We start from the raw sequence: 21532 nt of genomic DNA, 5'->3' as shown, positions 1-21532 counted from the left end.
AAGTTCGAGACTAAAGGTCGAAAATTATGTAAAAAATAAGTAATATACGAAGTGAACTTCGGAGGAACTTTTCATCTATTAACGAAGTTAATACTAAGTGGATTGGAGTAGTTTATGAAGGATAAAATTATTGTAAAGGGCGCAAGAGTACATAACTTAAAGAATGTTTCTTTAGAGATACCAAGAGATAAGTTAATTGTATTTACTGGATTATCTGGTTCTGGAAAGTCTTCATTAGCATTTGATACTTTATATGCTGAAGGTCAAAGAAGATATGTAGAATCTTTATCTGCATATGCAAGACAATTTTTAGGACAAATGAATAAGCCAGATGTTGATTATATCGAAGGATTATCTCCTGCAATTTCTATAGATCAAAAGACAACAAGTAAAAATCCAAGATCTACTGTTGGAACTATAACAGAGATATATGATTATTTAAGATTATTATATGCAAGAATAGGCATTCCACATTGCCCTAAGTGTGGAAAAATTATAACTCAACAAACTGTGGATCAAATTGTTGATAGAGTTATGGATTTAGGTGAAAAAACTAAGATTCAAGTTTTAGCTCCTATAGTAAGAGGAAAAAAAGGAACTCATGAAAAGTTATTAGATAATATTAAAAAGAATGGATATGTTAGAGCCAGAGTTGATGGTGAAATATATGAATTAGCAGAAGATGAGATAAAGTTAGAGAAAAATAAAAAGCATAATATTGAAGCTGTCGTAGATAGACTTATTATAAAAGAAGGAATTGAAGGTAGATTAACTGATTCAATAGAAGCCGCTTTTAAGTTGGCTGATGGATTAGTTGTAATAAATATTATTGGCGGAAAAGACATATTGTTTAGTGAGAATTTTGCTTGTCCTGATTGCGGTATTAGTATTAATGAGCTAGAACCAAGACTATTCTCTTTTAATACACCTTTTGGAAAATGTGATAGATGTGATGGGTTAGGAACTTTAATAGAGCTTGATCCTAATCTAGTAATTCCTAATAGAGAATTAAGCATTATGGAAGGCGCTATAGCAACTTGGGGAGAAGGAAGACTTAAGGAAGATTCATGGACTTTTGCTATATTAAAAGCTTTAGCTAAAGAATATGATATAGATTTAAATAGACCAGTAAAGGAATTAAGTAAAAAGGAATTAGATTTAATTCTTTACGGAACTAATGGAAAGAAGTTAACTGTAGAATATGTAAAGGATGGAGTGAAATCTAAATACCTTTATTCATATGAAGGTGAGTTAAATGCCTTAGAAAGAAGATATAGAGAAACTAACTCAGATCTTATCAAAGGTGAAATTGAGCAGTATATGAGCAATAATAAGTGTCCTAAATGTAAGGGAGCTAGATTAAATAATGAAGCTTTAGCTGTTACTATTGGTGATAAAAATATTTATGAATTCACAACATTGTCAATAAAAGAAGAACTTGAATTTATAAATAAAGTAGAGCTATCTGATAAGGAAAAGGTAATATCAGAGCAAGTATTAAAAGAGATAAAAAGCAGGTTAAATTTCCTATTAAATGTGGGATTAGATTACTTAAATCTAGCTAGAAGTTCAGGAACTTTATCTGGAGGAGAATCTCAAAGAATAAGACTAGCTACTCAAATAGGTTCAGCGCTTATGGGAGTTTTATATATTTTAGATGAACCAAGTATAGGGCTTCACCAAAGAGATAATGATAGACTTATTGAGACTCTTAAGAACTTAAGAGATGTTGGGAATACTGTTATAGTAGTTGAACATGACGAAGATACTATGAGAGAGGCTGATTTTATAGTTGATATTGGACCAAGAGCAGGAGAACATGGTGGAGAAATTATAGCAGCAGGACCTGTTGATGTAATTAAAGAGTGTAAAGAGTCTATAACTGGTCAATATTTAACAGGTAAAAAGGAAGTTAAGGTTCCAGAAGTAAGAAGAGAGGGTAATGGAAACTTTATAACCGTAACTGGCGCTAAGGAAAATAACTTAAAGAATGTATCGGTTAAGATTCCTCTTGGAGTTTTAACTATGATAACTGGTGTTTCAGGGTCAGGAAAGAGTACCTTAGTAAATGAAATATTATATAAAGGATTAAATAGAATAATAAATAAGAGTAAAAATCCAGTTGGTCAACATAAAGAAATAACAGGATTTGAGAATATAGATAAGATTATAGACATTGATCAAAGCCCTATAGGAAGAACTCCTAGGTCGAATCCAGCAACTTATACAGGGACTTTTGATATAATAAGAGAATTATTCTCACAAACAACAGAAGCTAAGATGAGAGGCTATAAGCCAGGGAGATTTAGCTTTAATGTTAAAGGTGGAAGATGTGAGGCTTGTACAGGAGATGGAATAATTAAAATAGAAATGCAATTCCTTTCTGATGTATATGTTCCTTGCGAAGTTTGTAAAGGAAAGAGATATAATAGAGAGACATTAGAGGTAAAATATAAAGGTAAAAACATTGATGATATATTAAATATGACAGTGGAAGAAGCCTTAGAGTTCTTTGAAAATATACCTAGAATCAAGAATAAGATCCAAACTTTATATGATGTAGGGTTAGGATATATAAGATTAGGTCAACCTTCAACTCAATTATCTGGTGGTGAAGCACAAAGAATTAAGTTAGCATTTGAACTGTCTAAGAGAAGTACTGGAAAGACTTTATATATTTTAGATGAACCTACTACAGGACTTCATGTAGATGATGTAAATAGGTTAGTTGAGATATTACAAAGATTAGTTGATGCAGGTAATACTGTAGTTGTTATTGAGCATAACTTAGATATGATAAAATGTGCTGATTATATAGTAGATCTTGGTCCTGAAGGTGGAGATAAGGGTGGAACTATAATTGCAACAGGTACGCCTGAAGAGATTGCTAAGGTAGATAAGTCTTACACTGGAAAATATCTTAAAAAGATATTAAGATAGCGGTCAATATCTTGTTATTTTTTTAGATAACATTTAATATATAATGGTAAATATAAGAAAATATGAGGTGGACAAATGAATATAAGTAAGCTGATTACATTTGCATCAGGGATAGTATTTATCATAATCCTATATTTAATAATATATTATGCATTAAAAATAATGTACAAGGATGTTAAAACAGGAGGAAAGAAAAATACAAATCCAAACTTAAATAAATATGGTCTTGAAATTACAAAAGCTGGTGGAAATGAAGACCTTGAAGAAGAATCAGTAATGTTAATAAGAGGTGATGTAACAATAGGTAGAATGGACGATAATTCTATTATATTATCAGAACCATTCGTATCAGGACATCATGCTAGAGTGTATGCAAAAAACAATACATTATATATTGAAGACTTAAATAGTACAAATGGTATATATGTGAATGAGGAAAAGGTTGAAGGAAAAATAAAACTTACAACGGGTGATGAAATAAAAATAGGAAGTGCAATTTTTACAGTACTAAGAGCAGATAAGCTTTAGGGGTGAATTAAATGAAAGTATTGAAAAGAGAAAAAAAGCTATTAAGATTAATATACTTATTATGCTTACTGCTTTTTGTGAATCTAGGTTTTTTAGAACAACCTTATGATAAATTTGCAATAATTATGGGAGTTATTTTATGTGTCTTAATAGGATACTCTCATTTTGTAATAAGGAGATTTTATCCAGATGGGGATAAATTCATCCTTATTTTTGCAAGTACATTAGCTGTCATAGGAATAGCAACTTTGTATAGATTAGATAAGATGTTAGCAATAAAGCAGTTAGTATGGGTTACTCTAGGATTGATTGGGTACATATTGATAGTAGCTATATTGCCTGATTTAAGAAGTTTTGCTAAGTATAAAAAAGTATATATGATAATAACTTTAATATTAATGCCATTAGCATTGATATTTGGTAATCCAGATATAGGTGGAGCAAAGAACTGGATAGAAATAGGTCCATTTATGTTTCAGCCATCAGAGTTTGGAAAGATAGCGTTAGTTTTATATCTAGCCTCAGCTTTAGCAACTTATGAGGATAAGAAAAACTTTAAGGAAGACTTTATGGGATTGCTACAACCTGCATTGGTGAGTATGTTCTCACTTGCTTGTATGGTGTTACAAACAGATTTAGGGTCTGCCTTAATATTCTTCGGTATATCAGTAACTATGTTATATGTAGCTACAGGTAAAAAGAAGTATGTATTTACGTGTCTAGGATTATCAGCAGTTGGAGCTACTGCTGCGTATTTTTTATTTGGTCACGTAAAAAGAAGAGTAATGGTATGGAGAAATCCATGGGCTTATAGATATGATGAGGGTCTGCAAATAGTTCAGGGGTTATATGGAATTGCTTCAGGAGGACTATTTGGAACTGGACTAGGGCAGGGATATCCAGAGTATATACCTGTTAATGATTCGGATTTTATTTATGCAGTTATATGTGAGGAATTTGGAATTATATTTGCTGTAGGTATTATGATACTTTATTTCTTATTATTCTATAGGGGAATAAGAGCAGCTTTTGTTACTGATGATAAGTTCTCACAATTAATAGCAGTAGGATTTAGTACAATGATAGCATGTCAAACACTAGTTATAATAGGTGGAATATTTGCAGTAATACCACTTACAGGTATAACTTTACCTATCATAAGTTACGGTGGTTCTTCGATTTTAACTACATTTTTTGCATTAGGAATATTGCAGAAAATTTCTGAGGAGGCGTAAAGGATGAATGATTTAGGTAAAAGTGTGAGACATATTATGACTATATTTTTATTTTGTTTTATTGCTTTAATATCATATATAGCATATTTTCAAGTGTTTAAAGGTCCTGATATAGCAAATGACTCAGGAAATGTTAGATTATGGGCAAAAAGAAATGAAATATTAAGAGGTAGCATTTACGATAGAAATGGAACAGAATTAGCAACAAGCGAAAGAATAGATGAAAAATCTCAACAAAGAAATTATCTATATGGAAACTTGTTTGTTCATCCATTGGGATATATAGATCAAACATATGGACTAAGTGGTTTAGAAGAAACTTATGATAATGAATTAAGCAATTATAGTACATTTAGAAATGGAATAAATGACTTTTTAGATACTGTTCATCCAAAAGATTTTATAAGAAATTTAAAAGAAGATAAGGCTAATACAGGTAGTTTTAACTTTAAGGAGAATTTCAAGACATTTATTGATGATATGAACTTTGGAATGCTTGTTGGAAAATCAGATAGTAAGGAAGGTAATGGAATAGTAACAACTTTAGATACTGCACTTCAACAAGTTGCTTATGATGCATTAGGAGATAATAAAGGATCTGTAGTAGCTATAAATCCTAAGACAGGAGAAATTTTAGCTATGGTATCTAAACCAACATTTAATCCTAATGATTTAGATGCAGAGATAGAGAAGGCTAATGCAGGAAGTGGAGATGATACTCCTCTTATAAATAGAGCTATAGATGGGGTATATCCTCCGGGGTCAGTATTTAAAACAGTAACATTATCAAGTGCTCTAGAGAATATTCCAGGAATAGCAGAAAGACAATTTGATGATGAAGGAAAAATAACATTTGATGATGGAACAGAGCTAAATAATTTTGCTTATGAAGTTCATGGAATTATAGATTTAAGAAGGGCTTATAGAGTTTCAAGTAATGTTGTATTTGGTAGTTTAGGTATGGAATTAGGAAATGAAAAATTAAAGGATACAGCAGAAAGCTTTGGATTTAATTCAGTAATTAAAGGTGAAGGATTTACAGCTACAGCAAGCCAATTCCCAACATTAAAAGAATATGAAAAAGGTAATATGGCTCAAAGTGGAATAGGGCAAGGTTCAGTATTATCAACACCAATACAAATGGCATTAGTTACAGCAGCAGTAGCAAATGATGGAGTCCTAATGAAGCCAAAACTAGTAAATAGTATAGTAGATAAGAATGGAAATGTTGTTAGAAATATATCTAGTGAAGAAATACGTCAAGCTATTCCTTCAGATGTAGCTGCGACAGTAAAAGATTATATGAAATATCTTGTAGATAATAATACTCACAGATGGCCAGCTTTTGAGGGAACAAATGCTGGTGGTAAAACTGGTACAGCAGATTATAATCTACCTGATGGAACAGAGGCAGTACCACATGGATGGTTTATTGCTGCAGCACCTATGGACGATCCACAAATTGCAGTAGCAGTTATAGTTGAAAATGGAGAAAGTGGTGCAGGATCAGCAGCAGTAATAGCTAGCCAAGTAGTACGACAAGCAGTTTTAGGATATTAGTTCAGTGACAAGTGAAAAGTGGCAAATGACAAGTTAAGGTAGAAGCTGATATATAGTTTCGGAAATTTATGTTTTAAAGTCAGCTATGCTGAATTTATTCTTAAATTTTTAATTTGTCACTTGTCACTTTTAATTGATTTTGGAGGTGATTAAATGTTTGATTTTGAGTATCATCTAAAGAATCTTCCTGATAAGCCTGGTGTTTATATGATGAAGAATTCTTTAGGAGAGGTTATATATGTTGGAAAAGCTAAGGTTTTAAAGAATAGAGTTAAAAGTTATTTTCAAAATTCTAAAAATCACTCTGAAAAGGTTAGGGTTATGGTTAAAAACATAGCTGAATTTGAGTACATAGTAACTGATTCTGAAATGGAAGCTTTAATTTTAGAATGTAATTTAATTAAGAAGTATAGTCCTAGATACAATATATTATTAAAGGATGATAAGTTTTATCCATTTATAAAAGTAACGCTTCAAGATGATTTTCCTAAGGTTTTTGTAACTAGAAATTATGCGAAGGATGGAAGTAAGTACTTTGGTCCATATACTAATGGAACTGCGGTTTATGAAACTATAAATCTTATTAATAAGATATTTCCAATAAGAACTTGTAAGCTTTCTATAAAGGAAAATGGAGAGAAGTATAGGCCTTGTTTAAACTATCATATTAAAAAGTGTCTGGGACCTTGTGGTGGACATATATCAAAAGCAGAATACAGAAAGATGATAGATAATATTATAGATATCTTAAGTGGAAAAGATAATGTAGTAATTAAAGAGCTTAAGTCAAAGATGGAAGAAGCATCTATGAATTTAGAGTTTGAAAAGGCAGCAGGATATAGAGATAAAATTTTAGCTATAGACGCGATTGTTGAAAAGCAAAAGATATTTAAGACAATGGAAGGTGATGAAGATTTTATCAATGTAGACCAAGATGAGAAAGATAGCTGTATTCAAGTATTCTTTTCTCGTGATGGAAAGATTTTAGGAAGAGAACACTTTATATTTGAAAATACAGCAAATGAAAGTCTTGAAGAACTTCTGCAAGAGTTTATAACTTCATTTTATTCAGGAACAGCCAAGGTTCCGAGGACAATATATGTACCAGCTATACAGGATGAAGAATTAATAGAAGAATATTTATCTATAAAAAGAGGATCAAGGGTATTTGTTAAGGTTCCTCAAAAGGGAATGAAAAAAGAAATGCTTGAAATGGTTAAGAATAACGCTAAGATAACTTTAGAAAAGTTTAAAGATAAGTATTTTAGAGAAAAAGAAATAAATAGGATTTCTTTAGAGGAATTACAAAAATTATTAGATTTAGAAAATTGGCCATCAAGAATTGAGGCTTACGATATATCAAATATTCAAGGAGTAGACTCAGTAGGAACTATGATAGTCTTTGAGGAAGGTAGATCTAAAAATAGTGATTATAGAAGATTTAAAATAAAGACAGTAAAAGGTGCAAATGACTATGATAGTATGAGAGAGATACTTACAAGAAGATTTACTCATGGGTTAGAAGAAATAAAGGCTATACAAGAAAGTAAAATAAAATTTTCTGCTGGAAAATTTTCTGTATTCCCAGATTTAATCATGATGGATGGGGGAAAAGGGCAAGTAAATGTTGCCATTGAAGTATTAAAAGAGCTTAATATAGACATACCTGTTTGTGGATTGGTTAAGGATGACAAACACCAAACAAGAGGAATTGTATATAATAATACAGAATTAATTATTAATAGATCATCAAATTTAATGCAGATGATAAGAAGAATTCAAGATGAAGTTCATAGATTTGCAATTACTTATCATAGAAGTTTAAGAGATAAGAGAACTCTACATTCAATATTAGATGATATACCATATGTAGGTGAAAAACGAAGAAGAGCTTTACTTATGAAGTTTGGAAGTGTAGATAAAATAAAAGAAGCTACTCTTGAAGAAATTCTAGAAACACCATCGATAGATAAAAAAGCTGCTGAAAGTATATATAACCACTTTAATGGAAATAAATAGAATATACTCTAAAGCACTTGTTAAATATTAGTATTTAATTTATACTATTTAACTATGAAGAATATTGAAAAGTAAGGAGTCAATAATGAATAAGTATAATAATTATGTTAATTTATTTACTACTTTTTATAGTGATGAAGACGTTAAAATAGATGAGAAATTAAGCCAATATGTTAATTTTAAAGTAGGTGGACCTGCTGATATATTAGTAACTCCTAGAAATAAGGAGCAAATAGTAAAGACAGTTACTATTTGTAAGGAAAATAATATACCTTTTTATGTTATAGGAAACGGATCAAACTTATTAGTTAAAGATGGTGGATTTAGGGGCGTAGTTATATCTTTAACTAAGGTAAGCAATATAACTGTAGACGGAGAAAGAATTGAAGCAGAATGTGGAGCTATGTTAAAGCAAGTTTCAGATAAAGCTGTTGAAAATTCACTAACAGGTTTTGAGTTTGCTTGTGGTATTCCTGGAACTGTAGGTGGAGCTGTGTTTATGAATGCAGGTGCTTATAATGGAGAAATGTCACAAATTATTGAAAGTGCAAATGTTATAGATGAGAATGGTGAAGTGATTACTTTAACCAATGAAGAATTAGAGTTAGGGTATAGATCATCTATAGTTATGAAAAAAGGATATGTAGTTTTATCTGCAACTTTTAAGCTTGAAAAAGGAACTATAAAGTCTATAAAGGATTTAGTTGATGACTTAACAGGGAAAAGAGAGTCAAAGCAACCGCTTGAGTATCCATCAGCAGGAAGTACATTTAAGCGTCCAGAAGGATATTTTGCAGGTAAATTGATACAAGATGCAGGATTAAAAGGATGTAGTATTGGTGGTGCAGCAGTATCAGAGAAGCATTCGGGATTTGTTATAAATAAAGGCGGAGCCACTGCTAAAGATATATTAGATTTAATACATCATATTCAGGATGAAGTTAAGAGACAATTTGGAGTAGAACTTCACACTGAAGTAAGAATAATCGGAGAAGATCTATAATTTAAATTTATAAAATAAAGGTTTATCTTAGTTTAAAGCAAGATAAACCTTTTGTATTTTATAATTTACCTATTGAATATGTTGAAATAGGTAAATTAAAATATTATCTTAGCTTTCACAATGAATCATTCTATAATTTTTTATAGTATATGATTGATGATTTGGGCGTTACATAAAGTAATATAAGTATGTTTATGTTAATATATAAAATTGTTTATATGCTATATTATGATATAATTTAATAGTAAAATAATTGTAGTTAAGATAGATTAATATTTGTATTTATAAATTAAGTTTTAAGGATTAAATAGTAATTTTATAGATAAATCTTAATTCTTAATCGTTAACTCTTAACTAAAATAAAGTGGAGGTAAAAGATGAGGTTTATTATAGTAACTGGATTATCAGGTGCAGGAAAATCAGAAGCAACTAATAGTTTAGAAGATATGGGATATTTTTGTGTGGATAACCTTCCACCAACACTAATAACAAAGTTTGCCGATGTGTGCAAGCAAAGTGATGGGAAAATTGATAAGGTAGCATTAGTTATAGATATACGTGGAGGAATATTCTTCGATGATTTATTTGATAGCTTAAAGGAATTATCTAAGGAACAATTTAAATATGAAATACTATTTTTAGACACATCTGATGAAGTTCTTGTTAAGAGGTTTAAAGAAAAGAGAAGAAGTCATCCATTATCACCAGGTGGAAGAGTGATAACTGGAATAGAACTTGAAAGGGAAAAGTTAAAGGAAGTAAAAGAAAAGGCTGATATAATAATTGATACATCTAAGTATGCTATAAAGGATTTAAGAGAAGAAATGCTTAAGAATTTTGGAGATGTAGAAGCTCCACAAAAGCAATTATCAATAACTGTATTAAGCTTTGGATTTAAGTATGGAATACCTGTTGATTCAGATTTAGTATTTGACGTAAGATTTATACCTAATCCTTTTTATATTCCAGAGTTAAAGCCTTATTCAGGTAATGATGAACCAGTTAAAGATTATGTATTACAACAAGAGGAAACAAAGGTATTTTTAGAAAAAACTATAGATATGTTACAATTTTTAATACCAAACTACAATAAAGAAGGAAAACGTCAGCTTATAGTATCGATAGGATGTACAGGGGGAAGACATAGATCTGTAGCCATAGCAAATTCTATATATGAAAAGTTACATGAGAGTAACTATAATGTGTATGTTGAGCATAGGGATATTAAAGAGGATGTTCATAAGGGAGATAAAAAGTTATGATACTTGATTACTTGATGAAGCCAGGAGCAAGGATAAAAAGATGGGTGTTACTTGGTTTTGTCGGAACTATGCTACTTTCATTAGGGGTAGGAGAAATATTTATTCATAAAGGATATGACTTAACTAGTAAAATGGTGTTTATATTTTTAGCCTTACTAGGAATAGTAGTTATAGTTATATCTATATCTGAGGGGCTTAAGTCGATATTAAGATTAATTAATAGTGACAAGATAAATATAACTATTAATGATAAAGATGTAGAAGATTTAATAGACGATGAGAGACTTTTAGTGAGCGGACCAAAGATAGTGGTTGTTGGTGGAGGAACAGGTCTTTCAACTATGCTTAGAGGGCTTAAGAAATATACTAACAATATAACTGCAATAGTAACTGTTGGAGATGATGGTGGAGGTTCTGGTAAGATAAGAGAAGACTTTGGAATGCTTCCTCCGGGAGATATACGTAACTGTATATTAGCACTAGCTGATACTGAACCAATAATGGAAAAGTTATTACAATATAGATTTAAAGAAGGAAGTCTTGAAGGACAAAGCTTTGGTAATTTATTTTTGGCTGCAATGGCTGGGATAAGTGATAATTTTGAAGAGGCTGTCCAAAGAATGAGTTCAGTACTTGCTGTTACTGGTAAAGTATTACCTGTAACTCTAGATGATATGAAGCTTGTAGCTATATTAGAGAATGGTGATAAGATTGATGGAGAATCAAGAATACCTGATGAAGCTATAGCAAGAAAATCTAAGATAAAGAAACTTATGATAAATCCTAAAAATGCTAAGCCTTTAGTAGACGCGCTTAAGGCAATAGAAGAAGCAGATGCTATTATAATGGGACCTGGAAGTCTTTATACAAGTATAATTCCTAACATGTTAGTAACTGATATAGCAGATACTATATGTAATAGCGATGCAATAAAAATATATATATCAAATATAATGACTCAACCAGGAGAAACAGATGATTTTGCTGCATCAGATCATTTAAGGACTTTAATAAATTATGGTGGAAAGAAATGTGTTCAATATGTTATAGCTAATAATGGAATTATTCCAGAAGATATTGAATCAAGATACTTAAAAGAAGGATCTAAGCTAGTTGAATTAGATAGAGATAAAATAAAGAGCTTAGGTGTTGAAATAGTTGAAGATAATTTAGTAAAGATAACTAAGGGTTATGTGAAACATGATTCAGAGTATTTAGCTGAGATAATAATGAAAACAGTAATAGAAAAAGAATTAAAGTTGGATAAAGAAAAAATTATTGAATATGCTTATTCACTACAAAAAATGAGAGAAAGAAATAAGAAGTAGTTAATATGTTTTAGAATTAATAAGTTCTTTTATAGTAAAATATGCCTTCGAAATTAACAGTAGAAGGCATATTTTTATTTTAAATATATTATAATAATTTTATTTTTAAATTAATCTAAGTACATTTCTCTAAGAAAGTTATATTTATCCTTTAATACTTACTGTTTTTCTATGACACAGTTGGCTCAGTTTATGATATAATAAAATATATATTTAAACATAGTTAGGAGAAATAGAAGTATGTCGTTTTCATCAAAAGTTAAAGGAGAAATATGTAGGTATATAGACATATCTAAAGAAGAGGCTTTAGCTGAAATATCAGCAATAATGAAGGTAAGTGGAACTATTGGATTCAGTGGTAAAGGCCTTAGTTTTAAAATAACTACAGAAAATCCAGCATCAGCAAGACATATATTTACGATATTAAAAGATTATTTTGATATACACTCAAAACTTCTAGTTAAAAAAAGTAATTCCCTAAAGAAGAACAATATTTATATGGTTCTTATAGAAGAATATATGGGAGTAAGAGATTTACTTAAAGAGACAGGAATCTTTAAAGAAGTTGAGGATGTATTGACTATAGATTATACTATCGAACCTGAGATGGTTAAAACAGAAGAGCTTAAGAGAGCATATATAAGAGGAGCATTTATCGGAGGGGGAAGTATTAGTAACCCAGAAAAGACATATCACTTAGAGTTTGTTACTCATAGTGAAGAATATGCAGTTCAATTATGTAAGCTAATAAACTCTTTTGGATTAAGCTCAAAAGTGATTCAAAGAAAGAACAGTTTTATAATTTATATTAAGGAAGGTGAACAAATAGTTGATCTTCTAAATATAGTTGGTGCTCATACTTCATTATTAGAGCTTGAAAACATAAGAATAATGAAAGAAATGAGAAATAACGTAAATAGATTAGTTAACTGCGAAACTGCAAACTTAAGTAAAACAGTAAATGCAGCTGTAAGACAGGTAGAAAGTATAAAGCTTATTCAAAGTACAATAGGATTACAAAGATTACCTAAAAACTTAAGAGAAGTAGCAGAGTTAAGATTAAGTTATCCTGATGAGTCATTAAAGGAATTAGGAGAAATGCTAGATCCACCAGTAGGTAAATCAGGAATTAATCATAGATTAAGAAAAATAGAAAAAATAGCAGAAGAAGTGAGATCTGGAAACTACTAATTCAATTAAGAGTTAAGAATTAATAGTTAAAAGTTAAGGAATAAATTCAGCTAATGCTGAATTTTGAAATTGATTTTTTATTTTAAAGAAACTACGAAGTAGTTTTATCATTAACTCTTAATTATTAACTATTAACTATTTAAAGGGGTGAGAGGATGTATACACATATAGTATTTTTTAAGTTAAACCAACCTACTAATGATAATATAGAGTTTGTTAAGAAGACTCTTTTAAGTATGAAAGGTAATATTTCTGAGTTAAGACATCTAGAAGTTGGTGTAGATGATATAAGAAGTGAAAGAAGCTATGATATTGCATTAATTACTAAGTTTGATAATAAAGAAGATTACCTTTCTTATGATGTAAATGAATATCATGTTGAAAAAGTAAAGAAGGTTATTAAACCTTATATAGAAATATCAAAGACAGTAGACTATTTTATGTAGCCTTCGGCTAGGTTAAGGTTTTTATACTCAAAAGATGAAAAGTGCCTGTGGCAGGGGAAAAACTTTGATGACGCAAAGGGTGAAAAATGCCTAGTTGCAGGCTAAAAGTTTTGTTGATACAAAAGTGGAAAAGTGATTAACATCAAAAAATAGTATAAAAGTTGAATATATATTGTTAAAAGTGAGGTGATACTTTGGGAGAAAGAAAGTTTTGTCATCTACATCTTCATAGTGAGTATAGCTTACTAGATAGTTCTGCTAAGATAAAGAAGATTATCTCAAGGGCTAAAGAACTTGGTATGGAGAGTATAGCACTTACTGACCATGGGGTTATGTATGGATGTGTCGCTTTTTATAAAGAAGCAAAAGCTCAGGGAATAAAGCCAATACTAGGTTGTGAAGTTTATGTAGCAGCAAAGTCTAAAGATATTAAGATAAATGATAAAGATAATAGTACACATCATTTAGTTTTATTAGTTAAGGATGAAGTTGGATATGAAAATCTTATGAATATAGTATCCACAGCATCTATAGATGGTTTTTATTATAAGCCAAGAGTTGACCATGATTTTTTAAGACAGCATAGTGAAGGGCTTATAGCATTAAGTGCTTGTCTTGGAGGAGAAGTTCAAAGCTGGATTTTAAAAGAAAATTATGAAAAGGCAAAAGAGGTAGCATTACTTTATAAAGATATTTTTAATGGTGACTTTTATTTAGAAATACAAGACCATGGAATGCAGGAACAAAGAAAGGTTATTGATACTAATATTAAACTTTCTAAAGAAACGGGAATACCTTTAGTAGCTACCAATGATGTTCATTACATAAATAAAAGTGATTCGAAGGCACATGATATATTAATGTGTATTCAAACAGGAAAGACTGTTGAGGATGTTAACAGAAGGAGATATCCATCAGATCAATTTTATTTAAAGTCCCAAGAGGAAATGTATGATTTATTTTCATACGCTCCTGAAGCTTTAGAAAATACAGTTAAGATTGCAGAACAATGTAATTTTGATTATGAATTTCACGTTTCTAAGCTTCCAAATTTCCCAGTACCAGAAGAATACAACACTCATTTTGAATATTTAGAAGAGGTTTGTTTTGCTGGTCTTATAGATAGATATGATGTATTTAATGATTTTAGAGATAAGCCAATAGATCTTAAAGCTATAAGAGAGTTTTGTAATTCTAATGAGGAAGCTTTAAGTTATGTTGAACGTCTTAATTATGAACTTGGAGTAATAGATCAGATGGGATATGTCGATTACTTCTTAATAGTTTGGGATTTTATAAAGTATGCAAATGATAATGGAATTCCAACAGGACCAGGAAGAGGATCTGCGGCAGGATCAATAGTGGCATATACTTTAGGTATAACAAAAATAAATCCGATAAAATATAGCTTGCTCTTTGAAAGGTTTTTAAATCCGGAAAGAGTTAGTATGCCGGATATTGATTCGGATTTTTGTTATGAAAGAAGACAAGAAGTAATTGATTATACTGTTGAGAAATATGGAAAGAAAAATGTATCTCAGATAATTACTTTTGGTACTATGGCACCAAGAGTTTGTATTAGGGACGTTGGAAGAGCTATGAACTATTCATACTCAGAGGTTGATAGAATAGCTAAGATGATTCCTACTATGCTTGGGATAACTATTGAAAAGTCTTTAGAGTTAAACCCAGAGCTTAAGAAAGCTTATGATACAGAAGAGCGAGTAAAAACTTTAATAGATGTTAGTAAGACCTTAGAGGGGTTACCTAGACACTCATCTACTCATGCGGCTGGTGTGGTTATAGCATCAAAACCACTTGTAAAGTATGTACCTTTACAGAAAAATGATGAATCTATAGTAACTCAGTTTGATATGACAACTCTTGAAGAGCTTGGATTATTAAAGATGGATTTCCTTGGACTTAGAACCTTAACTGTTATGAATGACGCTGTTAAGATGATTAAGATAAATCAGGGAATAGATATAGATTTAGATAAGATAGATTTTGATGATAAAGGTGTTTACAAGATGATTGGTGAAGGAAAGACAGCAGGTGTATTCCAGTTAGAATCGCCAGGTATGGTGTCTTTCATGAAGGAGCTTAAGCCCGATTGTCTTGAGGATATTATAGCCGGAATATCGCTATATAGACCAGGTCCTATGGCAGAAATTCCAAGATACATAGAAGGTAAGAAAAATAAAGATAGTGTACATTATGAGACTCCAGAACTTGAAAGTATTCTAGATGTTACGTATGGAGTAATGGTATATCAAGAACAAGTTATGGAAATAGTTAGAAAACTGGGAGGGTATTCTCTTGGTAGAAGTGATATGGTTAGAAGAGCCATGTCAAAGAAGAAGCATAGTGTTATGGAGCAGGAAAGAAAGAATTTCATATATGGTATCGTTGATGATGAAGGAAATGTTGAGGTTCCTGGATGTTTAAGAAATGGAATTTCAGAAGAAGCTGCAAATAAAATATTTGACTCAATGATGGATTTTGCGTCTTATGCTTTTAATAAATCACATGCTGCGGCGTATGCAGTAGTTGGATATCAGACTGCATATCTAATGTATTATTATCCTGTTGAGACTATTGCAGCGATGTTAAATTCGGTTATGGGAACTGCTGAAAAAGTAGCTCATTATATAAATTTTGCAGAAAGTCAAGGGATACAAGTACTTCCCCCTGCAATAAATGAGAGTTACTCAAAGTTTACTGTTAAAGGCGATACTATAAGATTTGGATTGGCTGCAATAAAGAATGTTGGATTTAATGTAGTTGAAAGTATAGTAGCTTCAAGAAGTGATAAAGGTAGATTTGAATCTTTAGTAGATTTTATAAATAAGATAGATTTATCAGCTATTAATAAAAGAGCTGTTGAAAGCTTAATAAAGGCTGGAGCCTTTGATGAGTTCAAAATATTTAGATCAAAGCTTTTAGCTGTATATGAAAAGGTAATGGATAGTGTATCTAATGAAAAGAAGAGAAATATAGAGGGGCAGATAAGTCTTTTTGGTTTAGTTGAAGAAAATATAAATGAGCCAGAAGTAAATTATCCTAATATAAATGAATTTTCAAAGAATAACTTATTAGCTATGGAAAAAGAAATGACAGGTATGTATTTGACAGGACATCCATTAGATGAATATGTCCAAAGCTTAAAAATGTATACTTCCATAAGTGTAGATAAAATTTATAAGTCACAACAAGCTCACTTAGAGGGGGTTGATGATGATGAGTATTCTATCCATGATGAAGACAAAGTAATACTAGGTGGTATTATTTCTGAAGTAAATCAAAAGGTAACCAGAAGTAATACAATTATGGCTTTTATAAAGCTAGAGGATTTAAGCGGTAGCATAGAAGTAATAGTGTTCCCTAAGACTTTAGATAAAGTAAGGGACTTAATTACAGTAGATAGTATGGTTGTTATTAAGGGTAGAGTAAGCATGAAGGAAGACGAACCAGTTAAGCTTATATGTGAAACAATAGAACCTTTAGAAAAAGTAAATTCATCAAAATTATTTATAAGGGTTGAAAATCTTGCAAAAGCAAAACAAACTAAACCTAATTTGATACATATAGCATCTCAACATAAAGGGGATACAGCTATATATGTATTTACAGCAGATGATAGAAAAAATTATAGAATGCCTAGAGAAATGTGGGTAAATATTAATAATGAATTATTAGATCAACTATATAAAGTATATGGTGAAGAAAATATAAAAATAATAGAATAAGAGGCTAAAAATTACCTCTTATTTTATTATTATGAAAATTTACAAAAAATAATAAAAATATGGAAATAGTATAGCACATTTAAAATGACAAAGTTTACAATTAACATTAATGGAAATGAATAACTAAATAGTGGTCATATATACTGTTATATGTATTTAAATAGTATATAATTTCGTCAAAATTAGGGTATAATAGACATAGAAGTCAAGATTCTATCGATAAAAAACTACAAATTAGATGGTTATTTTAGTTGCATTACTTTATGTTTGCAAGTAAAATAAATAAAGGTAATAAAAAGTTAATAATAAAATAATAATATAGAGGAATATTTCAAACTAGGTGGGACATGCACAGACCATCATGGTGACGAGGAGGAATATTTTATGAGTATCAAAAAGATAGCTATTTTAACTAGTGGTGGGGATGCACCTGGAATGAATGCAGCAATAAGAGCTGTTGTTAGAACTGCACTACATCATGGGTTAGAAGTAGTTGGAGTTCAAAGAGGATATGCAGGATTAATTAATGGTGAATTATTTGAAATGGATAGATCATCAGTATCAGACATAATACATAGAGGTGGTACAATATTAAGAACTGCTAGATGTCTAGAATTTAAACAAGAAGAAGTAAGAAAAGAAGCTGCTGAATTATTAGCACAAAATGGTGTTGACGCTTTAGTTGTTATAGGTGGAGATGGTTCTTTCATGGGAGCTAAATTACTATCTAAACTAGGTGTTAAGACTATAGGTCTACCAGGAACTATTGACAATGATTTAAGCTATACAGATTACACAATAGGATTTGATACAGCTTTAAACACTGTTATAGAAGGTGTAGATAAAATAAGAGATACTTCAAGTTCTCACGAAAGAGTTTCTATCGTAGAAGTTATGGGAAGAAATTGTGGAGACTTAGCTCTTTATGCAGGTGTTGCTTGTGGAGCTGAATACACAATAACTCCAGAAAAAGGATTCGATAAAGACGAATTATGTGAAGTAATTAAAGAAGGTAAAGAAGTTGGAAAAATCCATAACTTAGTTTTATTAGCAGAAGGTATTGGTGGAGCTTATGACTTAGCTAAATACGTTGAAGCGCAAACAGGAATTGAAACAAGAGCAACTATATTAGGTCACATTCAAAGAGGTGGATCTCCATCAGCATTTGATAGAGTTTTAGCTTCAAGAATGGGATCAAAAGCTGTTGAAGTTTTACTAGAAGGAAAAACTTCAAGAGTTATTGGAATAAAAGAAAATCAAATCTTTGACCAAGATATAGATGAAGCTTTAGCTTTAGGTAGAAAATTTGATGAAAAATTATTCTCTATTTCAGAGGAAATATCAAAGTAACAAACATTGTTAATAGATATAAAAACTAAATCATGAAGGAGTGTTATTTACATGAGAAAAACTAAAATAATATGTACTATAGGTCCAACTAGTGAAAAACCAGAAGTATTATCACAAATAATTGAAGCAGGAATGAACGTTTCAAGACACAACTTTTCACATGGTGATCATGCAGAACATGCAGAGAGAATTAATTTAGTTAAGGAATTAGCTAAGAAGCACAATAAAGAAATTGCTGTTATGTTAGATACTAAAGGGCCAGAAATAAGAACTGGTAAATTCGATCCTAAGAAGGTTGAATTAAAAGCAGGAGATAAATTCACTGTACACGCAGGTGGAGATGTTATAGGTAACACTCAAGAATGTTCAGTAACTTATGCTGGATTAGCTAATGATGTTAAACCAGGAGATACTATATTAATAGATGACGGTTTAGTTGGATTAACAGTTGAATCAATCGAAGGAAACAAAATACACTGTGTTGTTCAAAATACAGGATTTGTTGCTACTCATAAGGGAGTTAACGTTCCAGGAGTATCAATTAAATTACCAGCTTTAACTGAAAAAGATATAGCTGACTTAAAATTCGGTTGTGAAATGGGAGTTAACGCTGTTGCTGCATCATTCATAAGAAAAGCATCAGACGTAGAAACTATAAGAGAAATATTAAAGGAAAATGGTGGAGAGCACATCCTAATAATCTCTAAAATAGAAAACCAAGAAGGTGTTGATAACATCGATTCAATTATCGAAGTTTCAGACGGTATAATGGTTGCTAGAGGAGATCTAGGGGTTGAAATACCATTCGAAAAATTACCAGCAGTTCAAAAGATGATGATTGAAAAATGTAACCATGCTGGAAAGATAGTTGTTACTGCAACTCAAATGTTAGACTCAATGATGAGAAATCCAAGACCAACAAGAGCAGAAGTTTCTGACGTTGCTAATGCAATTTTAGATGGTACAGATGCTATCATGTTATCAGGAGAATCAGCTAATGGAGATTGGCCAGTTGAATCAGTTCAAACTATGGCTAAGATAGCTGTTGAAACTGAAAGACAATTAAGCTACGAGACAGCTGTTTCAAGAGCTAAGAAGCACATCCCAGCTATATCTGGAGTTATTTCAAGAGCTGCTTGCAACGCTGCTAATGAATTACAAGCTGCTTCAATAGTTTGTTCAACTAAGAGCGGAGCTACTGCAAGAAGAATTTCTCAATGCAGACCAGACTGTGCTATAGTTGCTGTAACTGAAACAGAATTAGTTGCTAAGAGCTTAGCATTCAACTTTGGTGTATATCCAATAGTTGCTGAGCATAAGAAGGTTATGGACGAAAGATTAGAAAGAGCTACAGAATTAGCAATAGAAAATGGATTCGCTACAAAAGGTGATACAATTGTTATAGCTGCTGGAATGGGTCAAGTTGGATCAACTAACCTATTAAAAGTAAGTGTAATAGAATAATTTATATAAGAGAAGAAGTACAGAGGTTTCTGTACTTCTTTTTTTTATGCTTTTATGTCAGAATTAGAAAAAGGATGCGTCTATATAGATGAAAGGCAAAGGGGGAAAGAATTAATGACGGTAAAAAGGTTAATACAACGACTTATTGATAGAGAGAAAGAGGCACTAGAAACATTTATAGATGATTATTCAACATTGATATTAAAAGTAATAACTTATGTTTTGAATGAACCATATGAAAAAGAATATATAGAAGAATGTTATGATGATGTCATAATGATAATTTTAGATAAATGTAGTAGTTTTGAATATAAAGCATCTTTTAAAACCTGGGTTGCAACTATAGCAAAAAATAAAGCATTAGATTATAAAAGAAAGTTAAAAAAACATTATTCTTATGATGATATAAGTGATGGTTATGGAAATGAGGAAAGCTCAGAAGAAAAGTTTTTTAATAATAATAAGATAAATGTTATAAATGAAGCTTTAAGTAAGCTTAATGATGAAGAGAAAAGGTTATTTGTTAAGAAATATATACTAAATAATTCCACGGTTGAATTATGTAATGAATATAAAGTAAGTGAAAATGTAATGTATAAACGGATAAGTAGGCTTAAAAAGAGGGTAAGAGAATTGATAAATAATGAATATGTAAAGGAGAGTTTATATGAATAATAAAGTGGAATATGTATCAGATGAAGAAATGAAAGATATTGAAAATGTTAAAGTTGATAAAAATATAGAAACTAAAATAAAAAATAAAAAGGTTAATATAATTTATAAAGAGCTATTAAATAAGGCACTAGATGAAGTAAGAAAATCTTTAGAATCAGATGAATATATAGAGGAAAAAATAATAGGACGTGATTATAAAGCTGATACAACTAGAATTATAGTTGCTGGTACTGGAAGTGCAATAGCGCATCCTATATTTGATTGGAGTTCAGCAATGATTTTAATAAAAACAAATAAAAGACTTTTATTATTAGAAACCGCACAATACTTCAAATACTTGAGACATTATGAAGTAGAAAATAAGGTAGTTATATATAACGATAAAGAATGGATATATTTAACTTTAAATACCTTAGAATTAAAAGAAAAGATTATTGAAAATACTATAGAGTGTAAGGATAATATAATAAAAAAACTTGAGGAAAATAATATTGATTTTGAGATAAGTAATAATGAATTTGTTTGTACAGAAAAAACAGTAGTTGAAAAGCAAGGTAAGTTACTTTTTATTGGAGGACTAATTATATTAACAATTCTTTTATATAATCTATTTACTAAAGGACTAAGTTTATATGGATACTAAATAAAAACAAAAAAATGAATGAAATATTTCATAAATCGAGTTAATGTTATTTAAAAATGAAGGATTAAACGTCAAAAATATTAAAAATATAAAAAGTTAACAAAATGTTAACAATTTAAAGTGTAATTTTAGGCTATAA

General features: G+C 30.5%; 15 protein-coding genes. All 15 read left to right on the top strand.

The genetic code is table 11. The features are described from left to right. The first annotated feature begins 114 nt into the window (after positions 1-114). The 15 genes from uvrA to H8S20_RS15800 all read left to right on the top strand — a co-directional run bounded on the left by uvrA (position 115) and on the right by H8S20_RS15800 (position 21393). A complete protein-coding gene (uvrA, locus tag H8S20_RS15870) occupies positions 115-2940 on the top strand; it encodes an excinuclease ABC subunit UvrA (RefSeq protein WP_032120339.1) in 2826 nt (941 codons plus the stop codon). A 75-nt stretch (positions 2941-3015) separates the two neighbouring features. Further along, positions 3016-3468 (top strand): FHA domain-containing protein, encoded by a 453-nt coding sequence (locus H8S20_RS15865; RefSeq protein WP_032120338.1) that lies wholly within the window; start codon positions 3016-3018, stop codon positions 3466-3468. Between the two features lie 11 nt (positions 3469-3479). Next, positions 3480-4703 carry an FtsW/RodA/SpoVE family cell cycle protein gene (locus H8S20_RS15860; RefSeq protein WP_032120337.1) on the top strand — a complete coding sequence of 408 codons (1224 nt, stop codon included), beginning with the start codon at positions 3480-3482 and terminating at the stop codon, positions 4701-4703. A gap of 3 nt (positions 4704-4706) precedes the next feature. Continuing rightward, positions 4707-6263 carry a peptidoglycan D,D-transpeptidase FtsI family protein gene (locus H8S20_RS15855; protein ID WP_032120336.1) on the top strand — a complete coding sequence of 519 codons (1557 nt, stop codon included), beginning with the start codon at positions 4707-4709 and terminating at the stop codon, positions 6261-6263. A gap of 153 nt (positions 6264-6416) precedes the next feature. Further along, positions 6417-8282 (top strand): excinuclease ABC subunit UvrC, encoded by a 1866-nt coding sequence (gene uvrC / locus H8S20_RS15850; protein ID WP_032120335.1) that lies wholly within the window; start codon positions 6417-6419, stop codon positions 8280-8282. Between the two features lie 85 nt (positions 8283-8367). Continuing rightward, the gene (gene murB, locus H8S20_RS15845) at positions 8368-9285 is read left to right on the top strand and encodes a UDP-N-acetylmuramate dehydrogenase (RefSeq protein ID WP_032120334.1); all 918 of its coding nucleotides are present in this window, start codon (positions 8368-8370) and stop codon (positions 9283-9285) included. 377 nt (positions 9286-9662) lie between these two features. Then, positions 9663-10547 (top strand): RNase adapter RapZ, encoded by an 885-nt coding sequence (rapZ, locus tag H8S20_RS15840; protein ID WP_186860698.1) that lies wholly within the window; start codon positions 9663-9665, stop codon positions 10545-10547. Then, positions 10544-11875 carry a gluconeogenesis factor YvcK family protein gene (locus H8S20_RS15835; protein ID WP_186860697.1) on the top strand — a complete coding sequence of 444 codons (1332 nt, stop codon included), beginning with the start codon at positions 10544-10546 and terminating at the stop codon, positions 11873-11875. Before rapZ ends, H8S20_RS15835 begins: the two co-directional genes overlap by 4 nt. A 240-nt stretch (positions 11876-12115) precedes the next feature. Next, positions 12116-13066 (top strand): DNA-binding protein WhiA, encoded by a 951-nt coding sequence (whiA, locus tag H8S20_RS15830; RefSeq protein WP_186860696.1) that lies wholly within the window; start codon positions 12116-12118, stop codon positions 13064-13066. Positions 13067-13221: 155 nt separating this feature from the next. Further along, entirely contained in the window at positions 13222-13512 is a 291-nt protein-coding gene (locus H8S20_RS15825; RefSeq protein WP_032120330.1) for a Dabb family protein, read from the top strand. Positions 13513-13706: 194 nt separating this feature from the next. Next, positions 13707-17261, top strand: a complete 3555-nt coding sequence (locus tag H8S20_RS15820; RefSeq protein ID WP_186860695.1) for a DNA polymerase III subunit alpha — start codon at positions 13707-13709, stop codon at positions 17259-17261. Positions 17262-17651: 390 nt separating this feature from the next. Further along, positions 17652-18611: a 6-phosphofructokinase gene (gene pfkA / locus H8S20_RS15815; RefSeq protein ID WP_032120378.1), complete on the top strand. Its 960-nt coding sequence runs from the start codon at positions 17652-17654 to the stop codon at positions 18609-18611. Between the two features lie 51 nt (positions 18612-18662). Continuing rightward, on the top strand, positions 18663-20075 hold the full coding sequence (gene pyk, locus H8S20_RS15810) for a pyruvate kinase (RefSeq protein ID WP_032120328.1): 1413 nt from the start codon (positions 18663-18665) through the stop codon (positions 20073-20075). A gap of 54 nt (positions 20076-20129) precedes the next feature. Further along, positions 20130-20750, top strand: a complete 621-nt coding sequence (locus H8S20_RS15805; protein WP_081921832.1) for a sigma-70 family RNA polymerase sigma factor — start codon at positions 20130-20132, stop codon at positions 20748-20750. After that, positions 20743-21393 (top strand): hypothetical protein, encoded by a 651-nt coding sequence (locus tag H8S20_RS15800; protein WP_186860694.1) that lies wholly within the window; start codon positions 20743-20745, stop codon positions 21391-21393. The genes H8S20_RS15805 and H8S20_RS15800 overlap by 8 nt, the downstream gene beginning before the upstream one ends. The last annotated feature ends 139 nt before the right edge of the window (positions 21394-21532 follow it).

The organism is Clostridium hominis (assembly GCF_014287825.1).
GTDB classification, from domain to species: Bacteria; Bacillota; Clostridia; order Clostridiales; family Clostridiaceae; genus Clostridium; species Clostridium hominis.
Note: the sequence above shows the minus strand (reverse complement) of the source record. Positions and strands in the feature narration are given on the sequence as shown.